A 22,853-nucleotide genomic window follows, 5' to 3' on the forward strand; every position below is an offset into this window, starting at 1 on the left:
TGGACAAGGGAGTCGAGATGAAAACAGTTATTGAGAAAGCCTCAGCTAAATTTTACCGAGTGTTAATCCCTCTGATACTAGTGTTAAGTGCATGCCAAGAAAGCAATGAGAAAGTTGCGTTGGGTACACTGGAAATGGATCGAATAGCCCATACTGCGACGGTTAATGAAGTTATCGTGAGTTTACCTATAGCACAAGGAAGTATGGTTCAAAAAGGCGATATATTGGTTCAATTAGATGATCGTCAGCAACAAGCTAAACTTGCACAAACCAGAGCAAATTTACAATTAGCTCTCGCCAACCTAGATAAACTTAAAACAGGTGCTCGCGAAGAAGATATCGCCATGGCACGAGCAGATGTCGTTGCTGATAAAGCCTTGTTAAAACAACGCCAAACTGAATTCAAACGCATCGAAAACCTTTATAAAAAACAAACGGCCAGTCAATCAGATTACGACAAAGCAGAGGCTATTCGTACTTTTCAACGCGCTAAACTCGCCAGTAGTGAACAACGCCTTCAAGAACTTATTAAAGGTTCAAGGGAAGAAGATATTCGCATTGCACAAGCGCAAGTAGAGGCGTCACAAGCACTGGTTGCTCTAGAGGAAAGGCGTTTAGCCGAGTTGACCGTTACTGCAACACGAGACGGTCGATTGGATATATTGCCTTGGAACCTTGGAGAAAGAGTGGCGCAAGGTAGCCCGCTTGCTATTGTTTTAGCTGGCGAAGCGCCTTTTGCCCGTGTTTATATTCCAGAGCCGTATCGCGTTAACATTAAGGTTGGTCAAAGTCTACCTGTAAAAGTAGATGGTGTTGACAACACCATTACCGGAGAAGTTCGTTGGATTTCTTCTGAACCAGCCTTTACGCCATACTATGCACTGAATCAGCATGAGCGAGCACGGCTAATGTATTTGGTTGAAGTTCAGTTACCAAAAGCTAGCGCTCAATTGCCTATTGGCTTACCTGCACAGGTACATTTGCCGTGAAACAAGGGATAGTGGCACCTGCTATCAGTGAAAAAGAGCCGGTGATTTTGGCGGAAAAAGTAAGTCGCCATTTTGGCAAGCTTGTGGCGATTAATGAACTCGATTTGCATGTTTTGCCAGGCCAAATTTATGGCTTTTTAGGACCTAATGGTTGTGGTAAAACCACGGCTATTCGTATGTTAACAGGCCTATTAAAGCCAACGTTTGGCACCATTAATGTCTTAGGATGTTCACTGCCAAAACAAGCAGAGCAGCTTCGCTTAAAAATCGGTTATATGACCCAGAAGTTTTCTTTGTATGATGACTTAACCGTACTCGAAAACCTAAAATTTATGGCAGATATATACGGGTTTAATGTACGTGAGCAAAAAAAGCGTATTGAAGAGCTATTGTCTCTTTATGAGTTAGATCAACGTAAAACGCAATTAGCAGGCAGCATGAGTGGCGGACAAAAGCAACGCCTAGCATTAGCAGCTGCGACGCTTCATCGTCCTAAATTACTTTTTCTCGATGAGCCTACGTCAGCAGTAGACCCCGAAAACCGCCGTAACTTCTGGGAAAAACTGTTTGATTTGTCTGATCAAGGCACCAGTATTTTGGTCTCAACTCATTATATGGATGAAGCAGAAAGGTGCCATCGATTAGCCATTATGGAAGCAGGGGTAAAACGTGCCGATGGGCCACCATTAGAGCTCATGGCTAACATGGGCGCCAATGTTGTCGAAATTAGCGCGCTTTCACCGAGAAAGCTCAAACAAGATTTATTGAAGCTGCCAAGTGTAACTAGTGCAGCTCAGCTTGGTGCACGTCTAAGAGTGTTAGTTAATGATAGTGAGCCTGACCCGATTGGCTACCTTCAAAATAATCATCAGTTTCATCAAAGTGAACAAATAGAAACAGTGCGGCCAAGCTTAGAGGATGTATTCGTTGTGTGTACAGGAGATGGCAGGCAATGAGTTTTCTTATTCGTATTCGCGCCATCGTTTATAAAGAGCTAATACAACTTAAACGTGACGCTATGACGCTACGCATGGCAATTATGATCCCGCTTATTCAGCTGGTTCTGTTTGGTTACGCAATAAACACTAATATTCGTGATATTCCCGTCGCTGTTGTTGACCACAGCCAAACAGCATTAAGCAGACGCTTGGTGCATACCGTTTCAGCGACACAAGTAGTAAAAGTGGTATCTTCATATTCAAGTTTGAAAGAAGCAAAATTTGCCATGAATGCTAGTGAAGTGCGCGCAATTTTGGTTATTCCACGCGATGTAACGGGTCGGTTAGTTCGTCATCAAGCGGTTAATATGGCAACGCCTGCGGCAACCGATATGGAAACAAGTCGGCCTGTAGCACAATGGATAGTGGACGCCTCGGATACCATGATAGCGTCAGCCGTTAAAAGTCTGCGGGCTATGCCATTAGCCGAGTTAATGTCGAAACCAGCCAATCGAAATACGCCCACGTTTGAGGTGACTTTACTTTACAACCCCGAACAGCGCTCAGCAGTAAATATAGTTCCAGGCTTAATCGGCGTTATTCTGACTATGACGATGATCATGTTTACCTCGTCCGCGATTGTTCGTGAACGAGAGCATGGCAATATGGAGATGTTGATCACGACACCTATTCATTCCTTTGAGCTTATGGTGGGTAAAATTATCCCTTATGTTTTCTTAGGGTTTATTCAAGTCGCGATTATTTTAGGGTTAGGCTATTGGGTCTTTGCGGTGCCAGTAAATGGCGGGTTAGGTTTATTGGCGCTCATTACTTTCTTGTTTATTTGTGCCAGCTTAACACTCGGTTTGGTTATTTCTACGATTGCAAAGAATCAGCTGCAAGCTATGCAAATGACAATATTTGTTTTACTGCCTTCAATCCTTCTTTCTGGTTTTATGTTTCCTTACGAAGGTATGCCTAAAGTTGCCCAGCAAATTGCTGAAGTGTTGCCTGCAACCCACTTTATGCGCTTGATTCGTGGTGTGGTTTTAAGAGATTCGAATTTAGGCGAGTTAAGCTACGATTGCTTTTGGCTATTGGCTTTTACTTTAATTGGCTTAATTGTCGCTTCGATTCGCTTTAAAAAACGGTTAGACTAAATTTAGTGTCTCTAACTATATGACGTTGAAACCAAAGTTGAAGAAAGTTCTGGCTCAATGCACCTTATGTAACCTACTTTTTAAGCAATATTTTTACTTGCTTGTTTTTGCATCGGCTATTTGCTTTTCTCCATTGACCCTTGCTAAATCAGAAGATGTATCTGTTGCTGTCGCTGCTAATTTTATTGCTCCTATGAAAGAGCTAGAATCTGCATTTGAATCACAAAATCCTTCAATAGATATTAAGCTTTCTCCTGGATCTTCGGGCAAGCTATTCACGCAAATCATGTTTGGCGCACCTTATGCGCTGTATTTTTCTGCAGATCAATCCTATCCAGCAAAACTTATCGAAAAGGGGATGGCATTATCTGATTCAGTTAAAACCTATGCTGTGGGCAGTCTAGTATTGGCTTCACCTGACTTAAATGCAGAGCCTAAGCAATTACTTGTGCAAGGGGATTTCAATAAGTTGGCTATCGCAAACCCTGATATTGCTCCTTATGGCAAGGCGGCGTTAGAGACTTTACAACATTTATCTTTACAGCAGAATTCGTTAACTAAATTAGTGAAAGGTGAGAGCATCAGCCAAACTTTCCAATTTGTTTATAGCAAAAACGCAGACCTTGGCTTTATCGCAAAATCTCAATGGCTTACTAAGCAAGAGAAACTTAAAGGTTGGTTAGTACCTACAAACTTACACGCGCAAATAAAACAGGATGTCGTGATGCTAAAGAAAAGCGAGAATTCGCAAAGTGCTCAGTTGTTTTATCAGTTTGTGTTTAGTAATAAAGGCCAGAATATTATCAGGAATTATGGCTATGAGACGATGAAATGACTGAAAAGTCTATATATAAAAAGTGCTGATTAATGTTAAGTAATGAAGATATAGCTGCGTTATGGCTAACAGTAAAGCTCGCGACAACAGTAACCTTGTTGTTATTGGTTCTTGCTATTCCACTGGCTTGGTGGCTCTCCAACACACGCTCTTGGCTGAGTAATTTGGTGAATACATTGGTGGCTATGCCATTAGTGTTACCGCCAACGGTCATTGGCTTTTATCTATTGATGTTATTTAGTCCAACGAGCTGGTTTGGGCAAAGCTTGCAAAGTTTGGGCATTGGTAACTTAGCGTTTAGTTTTTCAGGGTTAGTGATTGCATCGATAATCTATTCTTTGCCTTTTGTCGTTCAGCCTATTCAAAACGCATTTTCGGCTATTGGAAAAAGGCCATTAGAAGTTGCGGCTACGCTTGGAGCTTCCCCGATAGATCGCTTTTTTACTATTGTTTTGCCCATGGCAAAACCTGGTATTATTACCGCGAGTGTTTTAGGGTTTGCGCATACGGTTGGGGAATTTGGTGTCGTTCTTATGATTGGCGGAAATATTCCGAAAGAAACGCAAGTGGTGTCGGTGCAAATTTATCAGCATGTTGAAGCGCTTCAGTATGATCAGGCGCATAGCCTTTCTTTAGTTTTAGTTGCATTTTCATTTGTCGTTCTCTTTTTGCTATCTGCTCTACAACGTTTTCAGTTATGGCCAAGCAGTGGTAAGCAGGAGGGTTAAGTGACAGATAAAAATATGTTAAAGCTAGATGTTTCACTTAAAAGAGCCTCGAATAAATCTGTTAGCCTCGATAACCACGCTAAGCAAGCTTTCACCTTATCATTATCGGAAACGATTGAAGTTAATGGTATTACCGCTATTTTTGGTGAGTCTGGCTCTGGAAAAACGACCTTACTGCGTGTTATTGCGGGTTTAGAGCAAGATGCGATGGGTGAAGTGGTGTTTCAAGGCCAAACGTGGTTAACAGGAAGAAATTCTGTAGCAACGCATCAACGCCCATTAGCTTATGTGTTTCAAGAAGCGAGCTTATTCGAACACCTATCTGTTGAGGGCAACTTGAAATACGCGCAAAAAAGAGCCCCTAAACTTTCAGATAGCCAAGACTTTTATCAAGATGTCGTGAGTACTTTGGATTTAAAAAAGTTACTCACTAAAAAGCCTCAGCAGCTATCAGGGGGGCAAAAACAGCGTGTAGCGTTAGCTAGAGCCTTACTAAATCGTCCTAAGTTGTTACTTTTAGACGAGCCTTTAGCCTCTTTAGACAATAAAAGTAAGGCCCAAATATTGCCTTATTTAGAATTATTGCGAGATAAGTTTCGCTTGCCTATGCTTTATGTCAGTCACAGCCTTTCTGAGGTAAACAGGCTTGCCAACCAAGTGTTACTGATCTCCGAAGGGGAGTTAGTCGATACCGGCTTGCCTGAGCAAGTATTTACACGCTTTTATAGCGGCGATAAAACGCAAACGCGCGTCATCCTAAGTGGTGAAGTCATAGAAAAAGAGCCCAAATGGCACTTACTTAAGTTTGCTTTCGGTGAGCAAAGCCTGTGGCTAAAAGATTCTGGTGAGGCTATTGGGCAGAAGTTTTGTGTACAAGTATTTGCTAGAGATATCAGTCTCGCTAGAGAAAAGCCGGGCGCATCGAGCATTTTAAATGTTTTATCGGCAACTGTGGTCAATTACAAACAAGACAGTGATCCTGCGTTTGTATTAGTAAAGCTTGCGATTGGTGAGAGTTTTCTTTTTTCTCGTATTACAGCTAAGTCACTTCAACAGCTTGCTATTACTTGTGGTGATCACATTTGGGCACAAATAAAGTCGGTCGCAATCGCTCATTAATGATGTAAATCAACTAAACAGGAGAGAAAGCTGAAAAAATTTTGCATTATTTTTCAATGAACTATAATGAAAGGTAATAATTATATAAGAATAAAGTCAATTTTTTCTATGTCGAGAGTACTCACTCCTAGCCTGCTGTTCTTGAGTTACTTTATATCAGTAATGTCTAACTTTGTTTTTGCTGCAAGCTTCGGTGATAACGAGTTTAACGCCGAAGAAAATATCTCCCCTGAATTAACCTACCAACCCCCTGAAGACCTTTTTTCGCTGTCACTGGATCAACTTGCGAAAGTAAGTGTCGCAAGCAGGTACGAAGAGCCGCTTACCGCAGCTGCGGCAGTATTAACGGTCATCACGGCGCAAGATATTGCTAAATACGGAGCAAGGCACTTAAGAGATGTAATAGATCGACAAGTGAATATGCAGGTAACTGGATCTAATTTGTATCCTCATAACCGTATTTCTATGCGCGGTGTAAGTCAAACTCACTTAAACAATAATGTATTGTTGTTGTTAAATGGCAAGGTCTTAAGAGATGGCAATACGGGTGGGGTGCACACCGATATTTTAAATTTCTTTCCCGTTGAAATGATCAAAAGAATCGAGATTATTCGAGGACCTGGCTCTGTTATCTATGGCACTAATGCATTCGCAGGAGTGGTCAACATTATCACCTATCAAGGAGAGGAAGACTTCGATCAGCTGTCATTGCAATTTGGCAGTCATGCTAGGCAAGCGTATTTTGGTGCGTTAAGTGATAGCAAAGATGTTTACCACTTTAGTATCGCAGCAAAATATTTGGACGAAGACGGACATACTTTCTCAGACATTAATGGTGAATTCGGTACTTCCGGTGATTATTTTTCCGATAAACGCGGTTATCAAATAATGGCTGTTGGGGAGTATATGCAATGGTCTTTCAACGCGTATCATAGTGACACTAAAAGCGGTCATGTTAAAAGTCTTTATCAATTTCCAAGCTCAACTCTCGGCTTAGCATCAAGCCATTTCGATGTAAGTTACGAATTGAATATTAATGAGCAATGGCAAGTCGATACCCATGTTACCTTCAATGATCATAAGCTCGAAACGGCAATTTCAAATAGTCGTGATACCACTACCTTAAGCCAAGATTTAATTTTCGAGAGTATTGCCCATGGCAAACTTAATGACGATCTAGACTTGTTAATAGGCGTTAATTATGAAGTGTTACGAGGCACTATTGGTCATCAAAAGACTAATGAGGTGGAGTTTGATACCTATCGTATGAGCGGCTTTTTTCAAGGTAGCTGGTCATTTTTACCAAGCCAAAAATTGATTCTTGGTGCGCAAATAAATAACCCGGAACATAGCAGCTCTGATATTTCTCCGCGCTTTGGCTACCTAAACCAACTCAACAACAATTGGACGATTAAAGCCTTGTATGGCCACGCCTTTCGCTCACCTTTTGGCGCTGACATGTTTTTAGATTCGCCTAGCTTAAAAGGTAATCCACAATTAGAACCTGAAACGATAGATACTGTCGACTTCCAAGTGCTTTATCGTGATGAAACCGTAGAAGCATCTTTATCTGTTTATCAAAGTAAGCACGAAAATTTACACAAAAGAGTCCTAGTTGGTCGAACTCCTACTTATCAAAATAGCGGAATTATTGACTATTGGGGTGTTGAGTTTGAAGGTAAATGGGTACTTTCTTCTAATTTTGAAGCTCAGTTAAATAGTAGCTATCAACAAAATGAAGATGAGCTTGGCTATGATGAATCAACCTATCATCCTGATTTTATGGTAAAAGGTGGCTTCTTATATCAGACCGATTTTGGCATGTCGTTTGGGTTATATGACAGCTACTTTTCTGCTCCGACATCGATGGCCTCTCTGGATATTACCCCTATTGCCTTGAATGAAGAGCCTGATTCTTATCACTTAGTTACCCTGAATATGAAAATAGACTTATCTTCTACTTTTGAATTACCCAATATTAATCGTGCTTTATTGTCGATTTATGCTGACAATTTATTAAATGAAGACATTTATTTTCCAAGTTATAACCGCACTAATGTTAATAGCCTTCCACATCACGCAGAACGAACAATAACAGCAACATTAACCTTAGCGTTTTAGCTTGAAGAAAATAGCAAGAGACAAAAAAGCCAGTAGATAACTACTGGCTTTTCTATTCACAATCGTTGCTTATTTACATTGAAGCTAAGCTACGTTTGATTCCATTGTCATTAACGATGCATTACCACCAGCGGCTGTCGTATCGATGGTTACCGTTTTCTCTGTCACCATACGATGGAACAAGCTTTCGTTAGTGTAAGCTGTGATAAGCGGTAAAATTGCGCCTTTACGCGCTGCAATCGTTTCACCGACTAGTTGTTTGAATGGTGAAGCGTTATCAACAATGGCACCAGCCAGAGCACGATGGTTTAGTACTGCATCTAGGTGGCCTAATTTAGCCACTTGGAAAACACCTTTTGGTAAACCAGCTTCAGTTAATAACTCAGCAATCGCTTCTGCTTCAGCTAAGTACTTATTATCAACAACAGCAACAACACAGTTACCTGCTGCAAGCGCTGAAATCATACCCATTACCCAGAAGTTAAATGGAGTATTTTGACAACGAACACTTGCAAGTGTACCGCGTGATTCAAGGTATAAGGTGTTAGTTTCACCTGTAGGACCTGGCAGTACATTTGCTTTTTCAAGTTGCTTCTCAATGAAGAGTAATTGCTTACGTGCATCAGTTAATGTTTGGCTTAGATCACTTTCTTGATCTAATACCACTTTGTTTGAGGCAAGTTTTGCAAGTAATTGTCTAAGGTAAGACACTTTGTCGTTTAATGGTGTAAAACCCCATGCAACTTCTTTATCTTTCGCTGCACGTAACTGAACATCAACCGTGCTGTTTGAGTTTTGGCATTTATCAGCTTCCGCTTGATAAGCTGCTTTAACTTCGTCGCTCATAGCAACGTCTGCAACAGACACTTTGTCTTTTACTAGGCGCGTTAAGTACATTGGACCACCCGCTTTAGGGCCGGTACCAGATAGACCACGACCACCAAATGGTTGGACACCAACAACAGCACCAATCATGTTGCGGTTTACATATACATTACCTGCGCGAGAGCGAGCAGCTAAGTATTGTGCTTTCTCTTCGATACGGGTGTGAATACCCATAGTTAAACCAAAACCAGTACCGTTAATTTGGTCAATAACGTTTTCAAGGTCTTTCGCTTTGTAGCGAATCACGTGAACGACAGGACCAAATACTTCTTTTTGTAAAACGCTTAAATCTTTAATTTCATAAAGACGAGGAATAAAGAAGTTGTGTTGACCTTCAGCGATATTGTCTGCAATGTGAGGGCCTTCACATGCGTAGTGTAAAGTACCGTGGGTTTTTAAGTACTCAACGTGCTCGTTAAGCGCGCCAAGTGCTTTTTTATCGATAACCGGACCAACATCAGTAGAAAGGTATGCAGGATCACCTACGTGCAATTCTTGCATTGCGCCTTTGATCATAGTGATGATCTTATCGGCAACATCTTCTTGTAAGAATAATACACGAAGTGCAGAACAACGTTGACCAGCACTTTGGAAACCTGAAGAAATAACGTCGTCTACCACTTGCTCTGGCAATGCAGTTGAGTCAACAACCATACAGTTTTGACCACCTGTTTCTGCGATAAGCGGCACAGGGTCACCTGAACGTTCTGCTAGTTTTTGAGAAATCCAGCTACCTGTTTCTGTAGAACCTGTAAACATAATCGCTTGAACACGCTCATCAGGTACTATGGTTTGACCGACTTTGCTACCACGTGCGATAACAGGAATAACCACATCTTGTGGTAAACCTGATTCGATCATTAATTCAATGGTGCGAAGCGCAATTAAACTTGTTTGTTCTGCAGGCTTAGCTACAACCGTGTTACCTGCAACGACAGCAGCAGACACTTGGCCTAAGAAAATCGCTAATGGGAAGTTCCACGGACTAATACATAAGACAACGCCACGTGATTCTAACGTACCATCAGCCAATAATTCTTTAGCGCGTTGTGCATAATAACGACAGAAATCAACCGCTTCACGAACTTCTGCAACGCCGTCAGGCACTGTTTTACCTGCTTCTTTGATACAAAGAGCAATTAATTCGTCACGGTGTGCTTCTAATGCATCAGCGGTTTTCATTAAGATTTCAGCACGTGCTTCAACATCGGTTGCCGCCCAGCTTGCAAAGGCATTGTCTGCCGTTTCAACAATTGCTTTCATCTGTGCTTCATCAGCGTGTTTGATGTAGCCGATAACTTCGTTGTTATTCGCTGGGTTAGTTACAGGATCTGCATCGTCTTGCTTCTCAGCACTTAAGGCTTTTTCTGCCCATGCATCCAAGTTAGTGCGCATCTCGGTAATGTCGTCGATATCAGTTAAGTCGATACCTTTTGAGTTTACTCGGCCTACACCATGCTCGTTAGCATAAATTTCTAACGACTGTGGAATTTGCGGATTGTATTTGTTTGCCCAGCCACGAACTGTTTCAACAGGATCTGCCAGCAACGATTCAACTGGAATGTTGTCGTCAACGATGTTATTTACAAACGACGAGTTTGCGCCATTTTCTAGTAAGCGGCGAACTAAATAAGCAAGTAAGTCTGAGTGCTCACCTACTGGTGCGTATACACGACAAGGCACTTTTTTACCGTTAACCACTTGGTCGTATAATGACTCACCCATGCCGTGTAAGCGCTGGAATTCAAACCCTTCTGCGCTGTCAGCAATCTCAAGGATTGTCGCCACTGTATAGGCGTTGTGCGTCGCAAACTGTGGGTAAATGGTATCGCGGTAGCTTAATAGTTTCTTCGCACAGGCTTGGTAAGATACGTCAGTCGACGGCTTGCGAGAAAACACAGGGAAGTCGTTGTAACCTTCAACTTGCGCTTCTTTTACTTCGCTATCCCAGTAGGCACCTTTAACGAGGCGAACCATCATTTGGCGCCCCACTTTTTGTGTAAGCTCACGTACCCATTCGATTACGTAGATACCGCGTTTTTGGTACGCTTGCACAGCAATACCAAACCCTTGCCAGCCATCTAGGTCTTTATCAGCGAATACCGCTTCAATAATATCTAAAGAGATATCTAATCGATCCGCTTCTTCAGCATCTACAGTAAAGCCAATGTCGTACGCTTTCGCCGCTAGTGCTAGTTTCTTTAAACGAGGGATAAGCTCTTCGATAACGCGGTCGCGATGTGAAAATTCATAACGAGGGTGAATAGCAGAAAGCTTGATTGAAATACCTGGGCTTTTTTGCGGGCCTTTGCCTTTAGCGGCAATGCCGATAGCGTCGATAGCAGTCATGTAAGCGTCAAAGTAGCGATCCGCATCTTTCATGGTGCGAGCACCTTCACCTAACATGTCGTAAGAGTAGGTGTAGCCTTTAGACTCAGTATCGATTGCGCGCTCGATTGCGCTATCAATGGTGTGACCCATTACAAATTGGGTACCCATGATTTTCATCGCGTAACGCACTGCTTTACGAATAACTGGCTCACCTAAACGACCAACGGTTTTCTTTAATAAACCGAATTGTTCTTTTTTCTTTGAGTCAGAGTAGTTTACTAATTTACCTGTTAGTAATAGACCCCAAGAAGAAGCATTAACGAAAATAGAGTCTGAATTACCTAAGTGAGAGCTCCAATCGCCATCGGCTAATTTGTCGCGAATTAAGCTATCAGCAGTCGTTTTATCTGGAACACGTAACAGTGCTTCAGCTAAACACATCAATACCACACCTTCATCAGTAGAAAGTGAAAACTCATTTAAAAGGGCATCAACGCCGCCTTTACCTACTTGGTCTTTACGAATGTTAACCACTAGCTGACGGGCATATTCCCAGGCACGAGACTTAGCGTCTACGTCAATTTCAGCAATTGGTAGTAAGTAATCTAGAACGTCATTTTCGTTTGCACGATAGTTATCGCGAATCGTTTGGCGGATAGTTGTTTCCGCTTTTAAAGAACCGTTAAATAGCATAAAGGCACCTGTTTATATTCGTTTTAAATATTTGGTAGCGCATTTTACCTAACAGACCACAGAATGTGTTTGCGTTTTCTGGGTTTTTGCCAAATAATTTATGGTTAAAGTTGTTCTATACCATAAAAAATACTGAATCATGACTCAGGCAAAAACACGCACCTTAGATCGTATCGATGTAACTATTTTAGACACTCTGCAAAAAGATGGGCGAATTTCGAACAGTGAATTGGCAAAAAAAGTTAATTTAAGTGCCAGTCCATGTTTAGAACGAGTAAGGCGATTAGAAGCAGATGGCTACATTGAGCGATATGGTGCTTTTTTAAATGCTGCTAAGCTTCAATATGGCATGTCAGCCTTTATTCAGGTGACGTTAGATCGCACCACCGGCGACGTATTCCAACAATTTAAAGAAGAAGTGGTGAAAATTAAAGAAGTGGCAGAATGTCACATGGTGGCCGGGGGGTTCGACTACTTATTAAAGCTGAGATTTGAGAATATGGATGCTTATCGTGAAGTGCTTGGCGTAATCGTAGAATTACCAGCTGTGTCGCAAACACATACTTACGTCGTGATGGAACATGTCAAACGTGATCTCGGTGTGCCAGTTTCATTAGATTAGCTAATATTTATCTTTAGGCGATAAATGGCTTTATAGCTGCGGTGTGTTGCCCTAGTTTTTTGTGGTGACAGGTTATATATTAAGGGGTCATCGCGCGAATTTACGCGAGATAGATTCTAATTATTATTAAAAATCAAAGAGAAGTTTATGAAAATCAAAACGATAACTTCTGCAAGCTTGTTGTCGCTTGCTGTACTTGCTGGCTGCGGTCAACAAGAAGCTCAGCAAACTACAGCAGCCCCCCAAGCAGAAAAGGTAGATGCAAACCGTATTAAGGCTCACGTAGAGTTTTTAGCTGACGATACGATGAAGGGTCGTGATACTGGTAGTGAAGGTTACCAAATCTCCGCTAACTATGTGATTTCAAATTTCAAACAATTGGGATTAAAACCTCAAGGTGACCAAGGTACATTTGAACAAATCGTTACCTTCCGTAAAACATTTTTAGAAGATGATTCAGCAAAAATGACTATCGCAAATGCTGATGGTGAAACTGAATTAACTTTTGTAGACGATTATTTAATGTCTGGTTCTGCAATGGAAGCTGAGTCTTTCGTTCAAGCGGAAACAGTGTTCGCTGGTTACGGTGTTATCGCAGAAGATTTTGGTTACAACGATTATGCTAACATCGATGTTAAAGGAAAAATCGTTGTTGTATTAACTGGCCGCCCTGATGACTTACCATCAGAAGAAGGTGCACATATTGGCTCTAGCCGCGAAAAAATTCGCCATGCCGCTGAACGTGGTGCTGTTGGCTTTATTACCGTTCATACGCCAAAGCGCAACAAAGTACGTGACTTTAAAGTTTCTGCACGTTACGCAAGCGCGCCTCGCATGACTTGGGTTGGTCCAGACGGCAAAGCACATGGCACATATGAAGGCATCAAAGGTGGTGCTTACGTTAGCCATGAAAAAGCGGCGCCATTATTTGCTGGTGCAGAGCAATCGTTAGAAAGCCTCTTCGCAGCTGACGAGAACAAAGAAAAAATTTCTGGTTTCCCATTAAAAGCAACAGTAACTATGGCGAAAAAGTCTCGTCATGAAGAAATTACTAGCCCTAACATTGTAGCGACGTTAGAAGGTAGTGATCCTAAGCTGAAAGACGAATTCGTGGTTTTCAGCGCGCACTTAGATCACATCGGTATTAGCCACCACGCTGGTGAGCACGGTGAGCATGACGAAAACGGTGAAGAAATCGATGCTATCAATAACGGTGCATTAGATAACGCTTCAGGTGTTTCAATCATGTTAGAAACTGCTCGTTTATTAGTTTCTCAACCAGCACCTAAGCGCTCTGTACTTTTTGTTGTGGTAACTGGTGAAGAAAAAGGCTTATTAGGTTCTAGCTATTTTGCTAAAAACCCAACGGTTCCTGTAATGCAGTTGGTAGCAAATGTTAACTTAGACATGCCGTTAATTTTATACCCATTTGCTGACGTTATCGCGTTTGGTTCAACGCACTCTAGCCTAGGCCCAATTGTTGAAACTGCTGCGAACAAAATTGATATCAGCTTGAGCCCAGACCCTATGCCTGAGCAAGCACTATTTACACGAAGCGATCACTACAGTTTTGTAAAAGCAGGTATTCCTTCAGTGTTCTTAATGACAGGCTTCAAATCAAAAGATCCAAATTTAGATGGTGGCCAATTGTTCCAAGATTTCTTGAAGAACCATTACCATCAGCATAGTGATGAAATTGACTTACCTATTAACTGGGATGCAGCAGCAAGTTTTGCTGAAGTAAACATGATGATAGGTTTAGAAATTGCTAATGGTGACAAGCGTCCTACATGGAATGAAGGCGATTTCTTCGGAAAAGCGTTTGCACAATAAACACAATGAATAAGCGCGGTGTGACCGCGCTTTTTTTTGCTCGAAATAACACAGTAACCCGTTTACTATTTGTTGTATCGTAAGAATGATCAGAAAGAGAATAGGACATTGAATCATGGATGCTTATCAATACGCTACTAAAGCAAATGGCTCTTTTGCGTTACCTGACGCTTGCTTCAAAATAAAATCTCTAATGGATGATGAAAGCTCAACCATAGAAGATTTCGCCAATGTTATTAGTGTCGATCCTTCATTAACTTCTCGGTTGCTACAGATTGCCAATAGCGCAATTTATAGCTTTCCTGGTGAGATTAGTACTATTTCTCGAGCTATTACCATTATTGGTACGCAATCTATTTACAATATGATGTTGGTGGATGTGGCGGCCAGTGCGTTTAAACACTTTTCTAATCAAGCAATAGACCTAAAGCGGTTTTGGCGAATGAGTGTCTTTTGCGGCTTAGCTAGTAAAAACTTGTCAATAAAAGCCGGAATACGCGATATTGAACGTTTGTTTGTCGCAGGACTTTTGCAAAATTTTGGCGAGCTTATTGTTGCCAAAATTGACCCTGAGCAGGCCAAAATTTGTGAAGCATATAATAATGAGATGCTGCCATGGCAACTTCAGCAGTCGCAACTGGGTTTTACATACACGCAAATATCAGCCGAAATTTTAAAAATTTGGCAAATTCCTGAAAAAATCATCCTACCTATTCGCCACTTTAATGAAGCGAAAGATATTCAAATAAATAAAGACGTAAAAGTATTGTTTTTGGCTTCTCGATTAGCTTTGCTTGATTCACACCCAGAATTGTATGAACAAGCGGATATCATTGACGAGAAAATGTGTGCACAGCTAAACATTTCAGAAGAAGATTTAGCTTTAGCTGCGGATTTTGCTTCGCAGGAAGCTGAGCATATTTTGAACGTTTTAGACGCTAAATTTTATACAAAATAGCGGCTCGCCAAGATATTAGCTTTTAGTGCAAAAATATTTACATATTTGTAGATAAATCGTGCCTTACAGACGAGACAAATAGGGTAAAGCTTGATAGCATCATGCGGTTGAATTATTCAAATGGGTTTTTCCTCAGTGGTCCTAAAGTAAAGCGAGAGACCACTCATAAAAAATATTATAACTAAGGAAATTTATGTCAGCTTCTAGAGAACATTTTAGCTCCCGATTAGGCTTTATTCTGGCTGCCGCCGGTTCAGCCGTTGGGATTGGTAACTTAGTGGGCTTTCCGGTAAACGCCGCGAAAAATGGTGGTGGAGCCTTCTTGTTGGTGTATGCGCTTTTTGTCTTTTTCATCTGTTTACCTGTGATGATCGCTGAAATGGCGGTGGGTCGTAAAACCCAAAAAGAGCCAGTAGGTGCATATAAAGATTTAAGTGGCGGTAGTCGCTTCTGGGGCGCGGCTGGCTTTTTAGGTGTATTAACACCTTTTATGATTGCCGTGTTTTATATGGTATTAACCGTATGGCTATTTGGTTATATGGCACTGACCGTAGCAGGGAAACTAGACTTTTTAGCTAGCGGCGAAGGCTTTGGTATGTTTATCAATAGTCCTTATTTATTCGTTGCCATGGCAGTTGTTGCAGGAATTATTAACTACATTCTGGTCGCAGGTGTTAAAGACGGTATCGAAAAGGCTGCTAAAATATTGATGCCTGCGCTTTTCGTGATGTTGATTGTCATGGTTATCTTCGTATTAACCCTTGATAATGCCATGGCCGGTGTGAAGTTTTTTATCATTCCTGACTTTAGCAAAATTACACCATCAGTGATAAACGGCGCACTAGCACAAGCATTCTTCTCTTTATCGCTAGGTATGGGTATTTTGATTACTTACGGCTCTTATATTAACCGTAAAACCGATATTTCGAACTCTGCAAAATTAGTTGCTATTACCGATACCGGTGTTGCTTTTACAGCAGGTTTGATGATTCTTCCTGCGGTATTTTCATTTAACCCTGACGTTAATCCGAACGAATTAAGTGATAGTTCTGTTTCACTTATCTTCACGTTTTTGCCTAAGATTTTCTTAGCGCTACAATCATCACTAGGCTATGTTGGAGCAAGTGCTGTCGCTTTATTCTTCTTTACTTTAGTGTTTTTCGCTGCGATTACGTCACTCGTTTCTATTCTTGAAGTGCCTGTTTCATACTTAACGACAGAGAAACAGCATTCTCGTAAGAAAGCTTTATCTATTTTGTTAGTGACAGCAGGTCTATTAACTATCTTTGCTACTGTGTCTTTTGGTATGGTGAGCTTCTTCACTGAGTTTACCTCGTATGCAGGTGGTACGCGCTCGTTCTTTGATGTGGTTTACGATATTTTCTACGACACCATATTGCCATTAAATGGCTTCTTGCTGTGTATATTTGTTAGCTACCGCTGGAAGAAGAAACAACTTAATGCAGAGTTAGCAGAAGGCAGTGATAGCTATTCAGGCTCTTGGGTAGAAAAATACGTGAATTTCTCTTTAGGTACTTTTGTGCCAGTGATCGTATTGTTTATTTTCATTAATACCGTTGCTACTAAGTTCTTTGCTGTAAGCCTGTTTGGCTTCTAATAAAACCTGAATAGAAAAAAGCCGCGTTGCCTAAATTAAGGTAGCGCGGCTTTTCTTTTTAATAGATGCTGTATTTATAGATACTTAAGATAAGACTGCCATGATTAACTACGTAAAAGACAACCTTAAAAAAGCAGATTTAAGCCAATGCCAACGGTTATTTCACGGGAGAGGGCACTTCTATCCTGAGCTTGATTTTGTCAATGTAGATTGGTTTTCGCCAGTCGTATTAATCGTGCTCTACCGTGAATGTGAACAATCTCTGTTAGCGAGTTGGGTAGAAGAGTTAAGCGAGTTAGTAGAAGGCTGTAAATCGGTGCAAGTTCAACGACGATATGTCAAAAACGCACCGACAGAAATTGCCTGGGGAGAGACAATAGAAACGACGCAAGTCATTGAAAATGGTGAACACTACCATGTGCATTTAGGGCGTTCTCAAAACGTCGGTATTTTCTTGGATATGGCTAATGGCAGGGCGTGGTTAAAGCGTGAAGCGCAGAATAAACGCGTGTTAAATCTATTTTCCTATACCTGCGCTTTTTCAGTCGCTGCTGTCGCTGGTGGCGCAGAAAAAGTCGTTAACGTAGACATGGCTAAAGGAGCGTTGAGCAAAGGCAGGGAAAATCACCAGTTAAACAATCACGACAAAGACAAAGTTATCTATCAAGGTGTCGATATTTTTAAATCCTATAGTCGATTAACCAAATTTGGACCCTACGATATTTTGGTTTGTGACCCGCCTTCTTTTCAAAAAGGAAGCGTTAAAATAGAACGTGATTATAAGAAAATTATTCAGCGGATCCCTAAACTGCTAAAACCTGGTGGACAAGCGTTGCTATGTTTAAATGCACCTGATTTAGATGAAGCCTTCTTAAAAGGCCAAGTTAAAGAGCACTGCCCTGATTGTAAGTTTGTCGAAAGAATTAATAATCCGGAAGTGTTTAAGGAAGCGCAAAACAAAGGACTAAAAGTTTTACGCTTCTCCTATCTACCTAATTAATTCAGTACAACTCTAGCGGCTAATAAGATAAGAAAGCTTCCTGCAATACGGTCGATAATGTGGCTGTTTTGCTTTAATCGGCTAACGATTGGACCGCGAGAAATTAAAAAGCTGACGATGACATACCATAATGCATCAATGATCCCTACGGTGCTCACCATGATAACTTTTTGGGTCATGGTGGCATCTGCCGAAACAAATTGACTAAACAAGGCTAAAAAGAATATCGCTAATTTAGGGTTTAAAAACGCGATCAAAAAGCCATCTCGCCAGCCGTTCACTTGCTTCTCTGTTGACTGGTCTTGATCTTCGCTAACTAGCGGCGTTTCACTTTTTTTAGCCATTAAAGATTTAATACCTAAGTAAAGTAAAAACGCAGCCCCTGCATATTGAATGATGGTAAACAACGTTGGCGATTTTACTATGATGATGCCTATACCAGCAGCAGTTAAAGCAGCATATAAGGCGACGCCTAGTCCGTGACTAATTGAAGTCGCGTAACCTTGCATTGCGCCACCGTTTAACGTGTTTTTAACGACAACGGCTAAGCTAGGTCCAGGCGATAGAGCGCCCATAATGCAAATCGCGACCAGCGAAAGCCAAAGATGAAATTCCATAAATATATTCTCGAATTGCACTTTGTGATCAATGAACAAAGCGTAAATAAAAAGACTCGGCCAATATACCGTGTTGGTGACATTGTTGCCAATAGGAAGCGCCAATGCAAGCGACAAAAAATCTACGGGGGAACATCCATGTTCTTTATTCTCAGAGTGCTAAGTTATTAGGTTGGAACGCCCATGATATTAGCAAGTTAGCCTGAGTATAGAACAAAAAATCAATAATGCTATTTGTTGGCGGTTTTAACCAATGACAAGTGTCACTACTGTTACTAACTTCCAGATAAATAAGAATAAAATTGTTGGTTCATTTTTTGCTCTTCTCACCATAGTTTGAACAATTTTCAAAAAATGAGAAGAAATATGGTTAAAAAAAGCTTCATTACAATGGTTGGCGGGACATTAACTGCTTTAGGTGTGATATTTATCGTGATACCAGGCCCTGCGATATTGTTCCTGCCCGTTGGATTAGCCATTTTGAGTTTAGAATACCCTTGGGCAAAACGTTGGCTGAAGAAGTGTCAAAGAGTGATGTCTGAGTCTGCGCGAAAGCTAGATTCGTGGTTACTTAAACAAAAGCACAAAAGATAGGTAGTTAACATGAGTCGTTATCAACTAGTCTTTTGTGCTTGTTAAGTTAGCTAAGTCGTTGTTTGTTGCTTAGCTAGCTTTTAAAAAACTGACTTTCTTTTGGTTGTAGCCTTCAACTACTTCATCAACGACAGCTTGTTCATAAGGGCGCAGGCCACTAAGCAACATATGCTTTTTACCTTGACCAATTAAGCGTTCGCCATCGTATAAATTAAATATTAAGTCAGCGACACCGCGCTTACCGTCAATAGATAATTTAGATTCCGCTAAAGACAACGAAACGTTACTAAACGCTAGTTCTTCTAATTGAATGGTCATGCTTTCATACATCACCATAGGTCTAGCAGGGTTGATCATCACATCGTTATCAGCCATTAACTTAACCAATATATGTGGAAAGGTGTGACCAGAAAACTCTACATACGCTTGAGTTAAAGCGCTAATTGCATTGGCATCTTTGGTTGATTGACCACTAGCAGCAATTGATAGGTACTCTTTTGCATTGTCATCGGTGATTTGAGCATCACCTGAAATTGTTTTTGGAAAATTCAGTTGAATGCCATCGGTAACCATACCAGAGAAGGTAAACTTCATCTGTTGAGATAAACCAGCAGTTTCTAAAGAAATTGCGAACAATAAATCGCCTGGCACGCAAAATCTCTTCGCATCTATGTCATGCAGTGGGTTAAAGTCGTCAGCAACATTTTTAGCAAAGTCACTTGCTTGCTGACGTGTAAAACTAATTTTTTCTCCGTCTACCTGACAGTAATGCTCTAAAAACATAATCTAATTCACGTGCTACTTAATTAAAACCGACGCATTCTAACAGCGAAACGAGAAAAAATCGAAAAAAAACGAGCATTCACTTACTGAGCAGACCAGTAAAAATAAGCGTTTTAGCTTACACTTGTACACTCTTGTCTATTTGGTAAGTTTCAATAAGTTGCTCTTTTTTATTCTTTGTTAATCGTTTTAGCGCGAATTCCCTTTGGCAAGCGGAAGATCTGTCGGGGTGAGGCTCTGCATAGACTAAACTTACCGGACGGCGTACACGTGTATATTTGGCACCAAGTTTATTATTGGTGTTATGTTCAGTTTCTCTTCTTTTTAAGTCGGTGGTAACGCCAGTATAAATCGAGTTATCTGCGCAGCGCAGAAAATAAACATACCACATTGGCGAACTGCTCATAAGGTTATCCGAATATATTATTAGTGTGTTTTTGACTGAAAAAACTCACAACAGGTTGGTTCAAATTATGTAATGCAAGCAGTAAAAAAGTACCGCAATTAGCAAAGTACTCTGTTTTTTCTTGGCTAATTTTTTTAACATGGGGCAAAATTTTACGATCAGAGTGCAATTATGCAAACAAATATTGGTGCTTTGCGCAAAATGACTGCGCAACTGGGTGATGATGGACAAGTGAACTATCAATTGCCCATTGGTGAAGAATTGGTGGAGCTGAATTCTTGCATCGGTAAGCACCTAACCCTGACTTACCATGGACATATTTCTTGTCAGTACTGCGGAAGAAAGACAAAAAAAAGCTATTCTCAAGGGTTTTGTTTTCCTTGTATGCAAAAACTAGCACAGTGCGATATGTGTATTATGAAGCCCGAAACATGTCATCATCATTTAGGCACTTGTCGAGAGCCTGAGTGGGGTGAGCAACACTGCTTTGTACCTCACATTGTTTATTTATCGAATACCTCTGGCCTAAAAGTGGGAATTACCCGAGAAACTCAAGTACCAACGCGCTGGATTGATCAGGGAGCAACTCAAGCTATTCCTTTGTTTAGAGTACAAACAAGGCGACAATCTGGTTTAGTGGAAATATCTCTCGCGAACTTCATTGCGGATAAAACTAACTGGCGAGCTATGTTGAAAGGTAATGCAGATAATCTTGATTTAATTGCTAAAAGTGAAGAATTGAAAGCGGAAATTCGTGATAAGTTAGCTGAAATTAAACTAAGTTTTGGTGAAGATGCTGTTGTAGAATTGCCACCATCACCTATCGAACTTGGCTATCCAGTATTACAGTTTCCAACAAAAGTGAGTTCGTTTAATTTTGATAAAACGCCTGAAGTTAGCGGTGTACTTCAAGGGATAAAGGGACAATACCTGATATTCGATACTGGTGTAATAAATATTAGAAAATTTACCTCGTATCATATAGATGCAAAAATTGCCGATTAAACTTTGCGTTAATCAATTAACGTCTATACTCAGTGAATAGGGCGGTAGTTTTTCATCTAGAAAATTGAACGCGGTTACAAAGAAGTTACAGAATAGCTAGGTAAATTATTGTAAGGTTATCCTATGGATGCATTAGATTACGCCGAAAAGGCCAGTGAAATTTTTGTCTTATCAGATTCTTTTGTTCGTATAAAAGAACTGATAGATGATGAAGCGTCGACAATAGATGATATTGCTGACGTTATCTTACTTGATCCCGCGTTGTCGGGCACAGTCTTGAAGCTGGCAAATAGCTCCTTCTTTAATTATCCGGGTAAAATAGACACTATTTCAAAAGCCGTTTTGGTGTTAGGTATCACTGAAGTATACAATTTAGTGATTGCATACTTTACCACTAAGGCCTTTAAATCAATCAATGCCTCACCGAGCTTCTTAGAAGAATTTTGGGAGCAAAGTGTTGATTGTGCACTAATTATAAAGTTTTTAGGCTTTAAGCTAAATGTTCCAAATGCTGAACGCTTATTTATCCTAGGCTTGTTACATAATTTAGGTGAGTTGGTAATGCAGCAGTTCATGCCTGAAGAAGTGGTAAAAGCGCAAGAGTTGAATGTTGGCGATTTACCATGGGAAAAGCAAAAGGAAGTCTATGGTTTTACTTATGCTGATTGTACCGGCGAATTATTGAAGCTATGGCAATTACCTTATGCACTCGTAGAGCCAATTCGTTTTCAAGATGAAGAGAACTTTGAGTTTAGTACCGATGAAACTAAGCTATTGTACATGGCTAAACGTATGATGTTGCTTAACTATCAATGCAAGAAACATAATAAAGAGCAATTGTTAGTACCTGAGAAGCTCAAGGAAATGGAAATTGAGCCAGAAATTGTCGGCGCAGCAAACTATTTTTGTGATATGGAACGACTAGGCATTTTGGCGGTATTGAACCCAAGTGCAGCTATGATCTACTAACCGTAGTTTCTTTGGCAACGAATTGATAAAAACGCACGCTAATTTAAGCGTGCGTTTTTTGATCATTAAAGGCCTATCAGTGCCTTTGTTTAGCAATTGACAGTCTCTTTTACCTTTCGGCACTTTTCCTTTTCAAGTTATTTACTATGCACCATAAGAAAACATGGTTAAAAACTGTGCGCCATTTTGGTGCGTTTTATCGTGTGCTGTGGGGCGCGTAAATTTCTTAAGTTTATGTTTTAAAAGGCTTATGTTGTATCTGGCATAAGGGTTGAATAGCAATAAGAAATAATTAGATAGGGGAATTTAATGAAACTTATTAGCGCTATTATCAAGCCTTTTAAGCTAGACGATGTTCGAGAAGCGATTTCTGAAATCGGAGTTGAAGGTTTAACAGTGACTGAAGTAAAAGGCTTTGGTCGTCAAAAGGGCCACACTGAATTATATCGTGGCGCAGAGTATCAAGTAGACTTTCTTCCAAAGGTTAAGCTTGATATTGCTGTCAAAGATGAGCAGGTAGAACGTTTGGTTGAAGCTATCGTTAGCTCAGCGCATACCGGAAAAATTGGTGACGGAAAAATCTTCGTCTACGACCTTCAACAAGCTGTGCGAATTCGTACGAGCGAAACTGATGTAGAAGCGTTATAGG

Annotated in this window: 20 protein-coding genes; 16 read left to right on the plus strand and 4 right to left on the minus strand. The window is 40.7% G+C overall.

Going from position 1 to position 22,853, the window contains the following annotated elements; genetic code table 11:
• Window positions 1-17 precede the first annotated feature (17 nt).
• From ACOB80_RS17440 to ACOB80_RS17470, 7 genes are all read left to right on the plus strand, one after another.
• The gene (locus tag ACOB80_RS17440) at window positions 18-989 is read left to right on the plus strand and encodes an HlyD family secretion protein (protein ID WP_473167139.1); all 972 of its coding nucleotides are present in this window, start codon (window positions 18-20) and stop codon (window positions 987-989) included.
• Window positions 986-1,945: an ABC transporter ATP-binding protein gene (locus ACOB80_RS17445; RefSeq protein ID WP_473167140.1), complete on the plus strand. Its 960-nt coding sequence runs from the start codon at window positions 986-988 to the stop codon at window positions 1,943-1,945. The genes ACOB80_RS17440 and ACOB80_RS17445 overlap by 4 nt, the downstream gene beginning before the upstream one ends.
• Window positions 1,942-3,087: an ABC transporter permease gene (locus tag ACOB80_RS17450; RefSeq protein ID WP_473167141.1), complete on the plus strand. Its 1,146-nt coding sequence runs from the start codon at window positions 1,942-1,944 to the stop codon at window positions 3,085-3,087. The genes ACOB80_RS17445 and ACOB80_RS17450 overlap by 4 nt, the downstream gene beginning before the upstream one ends.
• Before the next feature lie 97 nt (window positions 3,088-3,184).
• Entirely contained in the window at window positions 3,185-3,922 is a 738-nt protein-coding gene (modA, locus tag ACOB80_RS17455) for a molybdate ABC transporter substrate-binding protein (protein WP_473167142.1), read from the plus strand.
• 32 nt (window positions 3,923-3,954) lie between these two features.
• The gene (modB, locus tag ACOB80_RS17460) at window positions 3,955-4,650 is read left to right on the plus strand and encodes a molybdate ABC transporter permease subunit (RefSeq protein WP_473167143.1); all 696 of its coding nucleotides are present in this window, start codon (window positions 3,955-3,957) and stop codon (window positions 4,648-4,650) included.
• Window positions 4,651-5,769: a molybdenum ABC transporter ATP-binding protein gene (modC, locus tag ACOB80_RS17465; protein WP_473167144.1), complete on the plus strand. Its 1,119-nt coding sequence runs from the start codon at window positions 4,651-4,653 to the stop codon at window positions 5,767-5,769.
• Between the two features lie 108 nt (window positions 5,770-5,877).
• Window positions 5,878-7,890 carry a TonB-dependent receptor plug domain-containing protein gene (locus tag ACOB80_RS17470; protein ID WP_473167145.1) on the plus strand — a complete coding sequence of 671 codons (2,013 nt, stop codon included), beginning with the start codon at window positions 5,878-5,880 and terminating at the stop codon, window positions 7,888-7,890.
• An 84-nt stretch (window positions 7,891-7,974) separates the two neighbouring features.
• On the opposite strand, the gene putA is transcribed toward ACOB80_RS17470, so the two are convergent.
• The gene (putA, locus tag ACOB80_RS17475) at window positions 7,975-11,799 is read right to left on the minus strand and encodes a bifunctional proline dehydrogenase/L-glutamate gamma-semialdehyde dehydrogenase PutA (protein WP_473167146.1); all 3,825 of its coding nucleotides are present in this window, start codon (window positions 11,797-11,799) and stop codon (window positions 7,975-7,977) included.
• Window positions 11,800-11,938: 139 nt separating this feature from the next.
• Between putA and ACOB80_RS17480 the strand changes: the two genes are divergently transcribed.
• The 5 genes from ACOB80_RS17480 to ACOB80_RS17500 all read left to right on the plus strand — a co-directional run bounded on the left by ACOB80_RS17480 (window position 11,939) and on the right by ACOB80_RS17500 (window position 17,830).
• Window positions 11,939-12,421 (plus strand): Lrp/AsnC ligand binding domain-containing protein, encoded by a 483-nt coding sequence (locus ACOB80_RS17480; protein ID WP_473167147.1) that lies wholly within the window; start codon window positions 11,939-11,941, stop codon window positions 12,419-12,421.
• 147 nt (window positions 12,422-12,568) lie between these two features.
• Window positions 12,569-14,254 carry a M28 family metallopeptidase gene (locus ACOB80_RS17485; RefSeq protein WP_473167148.1) on the plus strand — a complete coding sequence of 562 codons (1,686 nt, stop codon included), beginning with the start codon at window positions 12,569-12,571 and terminating at the stop codon, window positions 14,252-14,254.
• A gap of 115 nt (window positions 14,255-14,369) precedes the next feature.
• A complete protein-coding gene (locus ACOB80_RS17490; protein WP_473167149.1) occupies window positions 14,370-15,212 on the plus strand; it encodes an HDOD domain-containing protein in 843 nt (280 codons plus the stop codon).
• Between the two features lie 193 nt (window positions 15,213-15,405).
• The gene (locus ACOB80_RS17495; protein WP_473167150.1) at window positions 15,406-16,830 is read left to right on the plus strand and encodes a sodium-dependent transporter; all 1,425 of its coding nucleotides are present in this window, start codon (window positions 15,406-15,408) and stop codon (window positions 16,828-16,830) included.
• A 100-nt stretch (window positions 16,831-16,930) separates the two neighbouring features.
• Entirely contained in the window at window positions 16,931-17,830 is a 900-nt protein-coding gene (locus tag ACOB80_RS17500; RefSeq protein ID WP_473167151.1) for a class I SAM-dependent methyltransferase, read from the plus strand.
• Here ACOB80_RS17500 and ACOB80_RS17505 read toward each other — a convergent pair.
• A complete protein-coding gene (locus tag ACOB80_RS17505) occupies window positions 17,827-18,447 on the minus strand; it encodes a LysE family translocator (RefSeq protein WP_473167152.1) in 621 nt (206 codons plus the stop codon). The two genes, ACOB80_RS17500 and ACOB80_RS17505, sit on opposite strands and share 4 nt — an antisense overlap.
• A 366-nt stretch (window positions 18,448-18,813) precedes the next feature.
• Between ACOB80_RS17505 and ACOB80_RS17510 the strand changes: the two genes are divergently transcribed.
• Entirely contained in the window at window positions 18,814-19,041 is a 228-nt protein-coding gene (locus ACOB80_RS17510; protein ID WP_473167153.1) for a PGPGW domain-containing protein, read from the plus strand.
• A 69-nt stretch (window positions 19,042-19,110) separates the two neighbouring features.
• Here ACOB80_RS17510 and ACOB80_RS17515 read toward each other — a convergent pair whose 3' ends face one another.
• The gene (locus ACOB80_RS17515) at window positions 19,111-19,824 is read right to left on the minus strand and encodes a DUF3581 family protein (protein ID WP_473167154.1); all 714 of its coding nucleotides are present in this window, start codon (window positions 19,822-19,824) and stop codon (window positions 19,111-19,113) included.
• 118 nt (window positions 19,825-19,942) lie between these two features.
• Complete coding sequence (locus tag ACOB80_RS17520) at window positions 19,943-20,230, minus strand: GIY-YIG nuclease family protein (protein WP_473167155.1); 288 nt, start codon at window positions 20,228-20,230, stop codon at window positions 19,943-19,945.
• Between the two features lie 201 nt (window positions 20,231-20,431).
• Between ACOB80_RS17520 and ACOB80_RS17525 the strand changes: the two genes are divergently transcribed.
• From ACOB80_RS17525 to glnK, 3 genes are all read left to right on the plus strand, one after another.
• The gene (locus tag ACOB80_RS17525) at window positions 20,432-21,235 is read left to right on the plus strand and encodes a DUF2797 domain-containing protein (RefSeq protein ID WP_473167308.1); all 804 of its coding nucleotides are present in this window, start codon (window positions 20,432-20,434) and stop codon (window positions 21,233-21,235) included.
• Window positions 21,236-21,358: 123 nt separating this feature from the next.
• On the plus strand, window positions 21,359-22,204 hold the full coding sequence (locus ACOB80_RS17530) for an HDOD domain-containing protein (protein ID WP_473167156.1): 846 nt from the start codon (window positions 21,359-21,361) through the stop codon (window positions 22,202-22,204).
• A 309-nt stretch (window positions 22,205-22,513) separates the two neighbouring features.
• Window positions 22,514-22,852, plus strand: a complete 339-nt coding sequence (glnK, locus tag ACOB80_RS17535) for a P-II family nitrogen regulator (RefSeq protein WP_473167157.1) — start codon at window positions 22,514-22,516, stop codon at window positions 22,850-22,852.
• Window position 22,853 lies beyond the last annotated feature (1 nt).

This window comes from Thalassotalea coralli (genome assembly GCF_055786205.1).

What these genes read in the sequence shown, in the direction of transcription:
- ACOB80_RS17505 (WP_473167152.1), bottom strand. Translation starts at nt 18,447, where the DNA reads ATGGAATTTCATCTTTGGCTTTCGCTGGTCGCGATTTGCATTATGGGC.
- ACOB80_RS17490 (WP_473167149.1), top strand. Translation starts at nt 14,370, where the DNA reads ATGGATGCTTATCAATACGCTACTAAAGCAAATGGCTCTTTTGCGTTA.
- ACOB80_RS17485 (WP_473167148.1), top strand. Translation starts at nt 12,569, where the DNA reads ATGAAAATCAAAACGATAACTTCTGCAAGCTTGTTGTCGCTTGCTGTA.
- putA (WP_473167146.1), bottom strand. Translation starts at nt 11,799, where the DNA reads ATGCTATTTAACGGTTCTTTAAAAGCGGAAACAACTATCCGCCAAACG.
- ACOB80_RS17520 (WP_473167155.1), bottom strand. Translation starts at nt 20,230, where the DNA reads ATGAGCAGTTCGCCAATGTGGTATGTTTATTTTCTGCGCTGCGCAGAT.
- ACOB80_RS17470 (WP_473167145.1), top strand. Translation starts at nt 5,878, where the DNA reads ATGTCGAGAGTACTCACTCCTAGCCTGCTGTTCTTGAGTTACTTTATA.
- ACOB80_RS17440 (WP_473167139.1), top strand. Translation starts at nt 18, where the DNA reads ATGAAAACAGTTATTGAGAAAGCCTCAGCTAAATTTTACCGAGTGTTA.
- ACOB80_RS17510 (WP_473167153.1), top strand. Translation starts at nt 18,814, where the DNA reads ATGGTTAAAAAAAGCTTCATTACAATGGTTGGCGGGACATTAACTGCT.
- ACOB80_RS17500 (WP_473167151.1), top strand. Translation starts at nt 16,931, where the DNA reads ATGATTAACTACGTAAAAGACAACCTTAAAAAAGCAGATTTAAGCCAA.
- ACOB80_RS17450 (WP_473167141.1), top strand. Translation starts at nt 1,942, where the DNA reads ATGAGTTTTCTTATTCGTATTCGCGCCATCGTTTATAAAGAGCTAATA.
- ACOB80_RS17515 (WP_473167154.1), bottom strand. Translation starts at nt 19,824, where the DNA reads ATGTTTTTAGAGCATTACTGTCAGGTAGACGGAGAAAAAATTAGTTTT.
- ACOB80_RS17525 (WP_473167308.1), top strand. Translation starts at nt 20,432, where the DNA reads ATGACTGCGCAACTGGGTGATGATGGACAAGTGAACTATCAATTGCCC.
- ACOB80_RS17495 (WP_473167150.1), top strand. Translation starts at nt 15,406, where the DNA reads ATGTCAGCTTCTAGAGAACATTTTAGCTCCCGATTAGGCTTTATTCTG.
- modB (WP_473167143.1), top strand. Translation starts at nt 3,955, where the DNA reads ATGTTAAGTAATGAAGATATAGCTGCGTTATGGCTAACAGTAAAGCTC.
- ACOB80_RS17530 (WP_473167156.1), top strand. Translation starts at nt 21,359, where the DNA reads ATGGATGCATTAGATTACGCCGAAAAGGCCAGTGAAATTTTTGTCTTA.
- glnK (WP_473167157.1), top strand. Translation starts at nt 22,514, where the DNA reads ATGAAACTTATTAGCGCTATTATCAAGCCTTTTAAGCTAGACGATGTT.
- ACOB80_RS17480 (WP_473167147.1), top strand. Translation starts at nt 11,939, where the DNA reads ATGACTCAGGCAAAAACACGCACCTTAGATCGTATCGATGTAACTATT.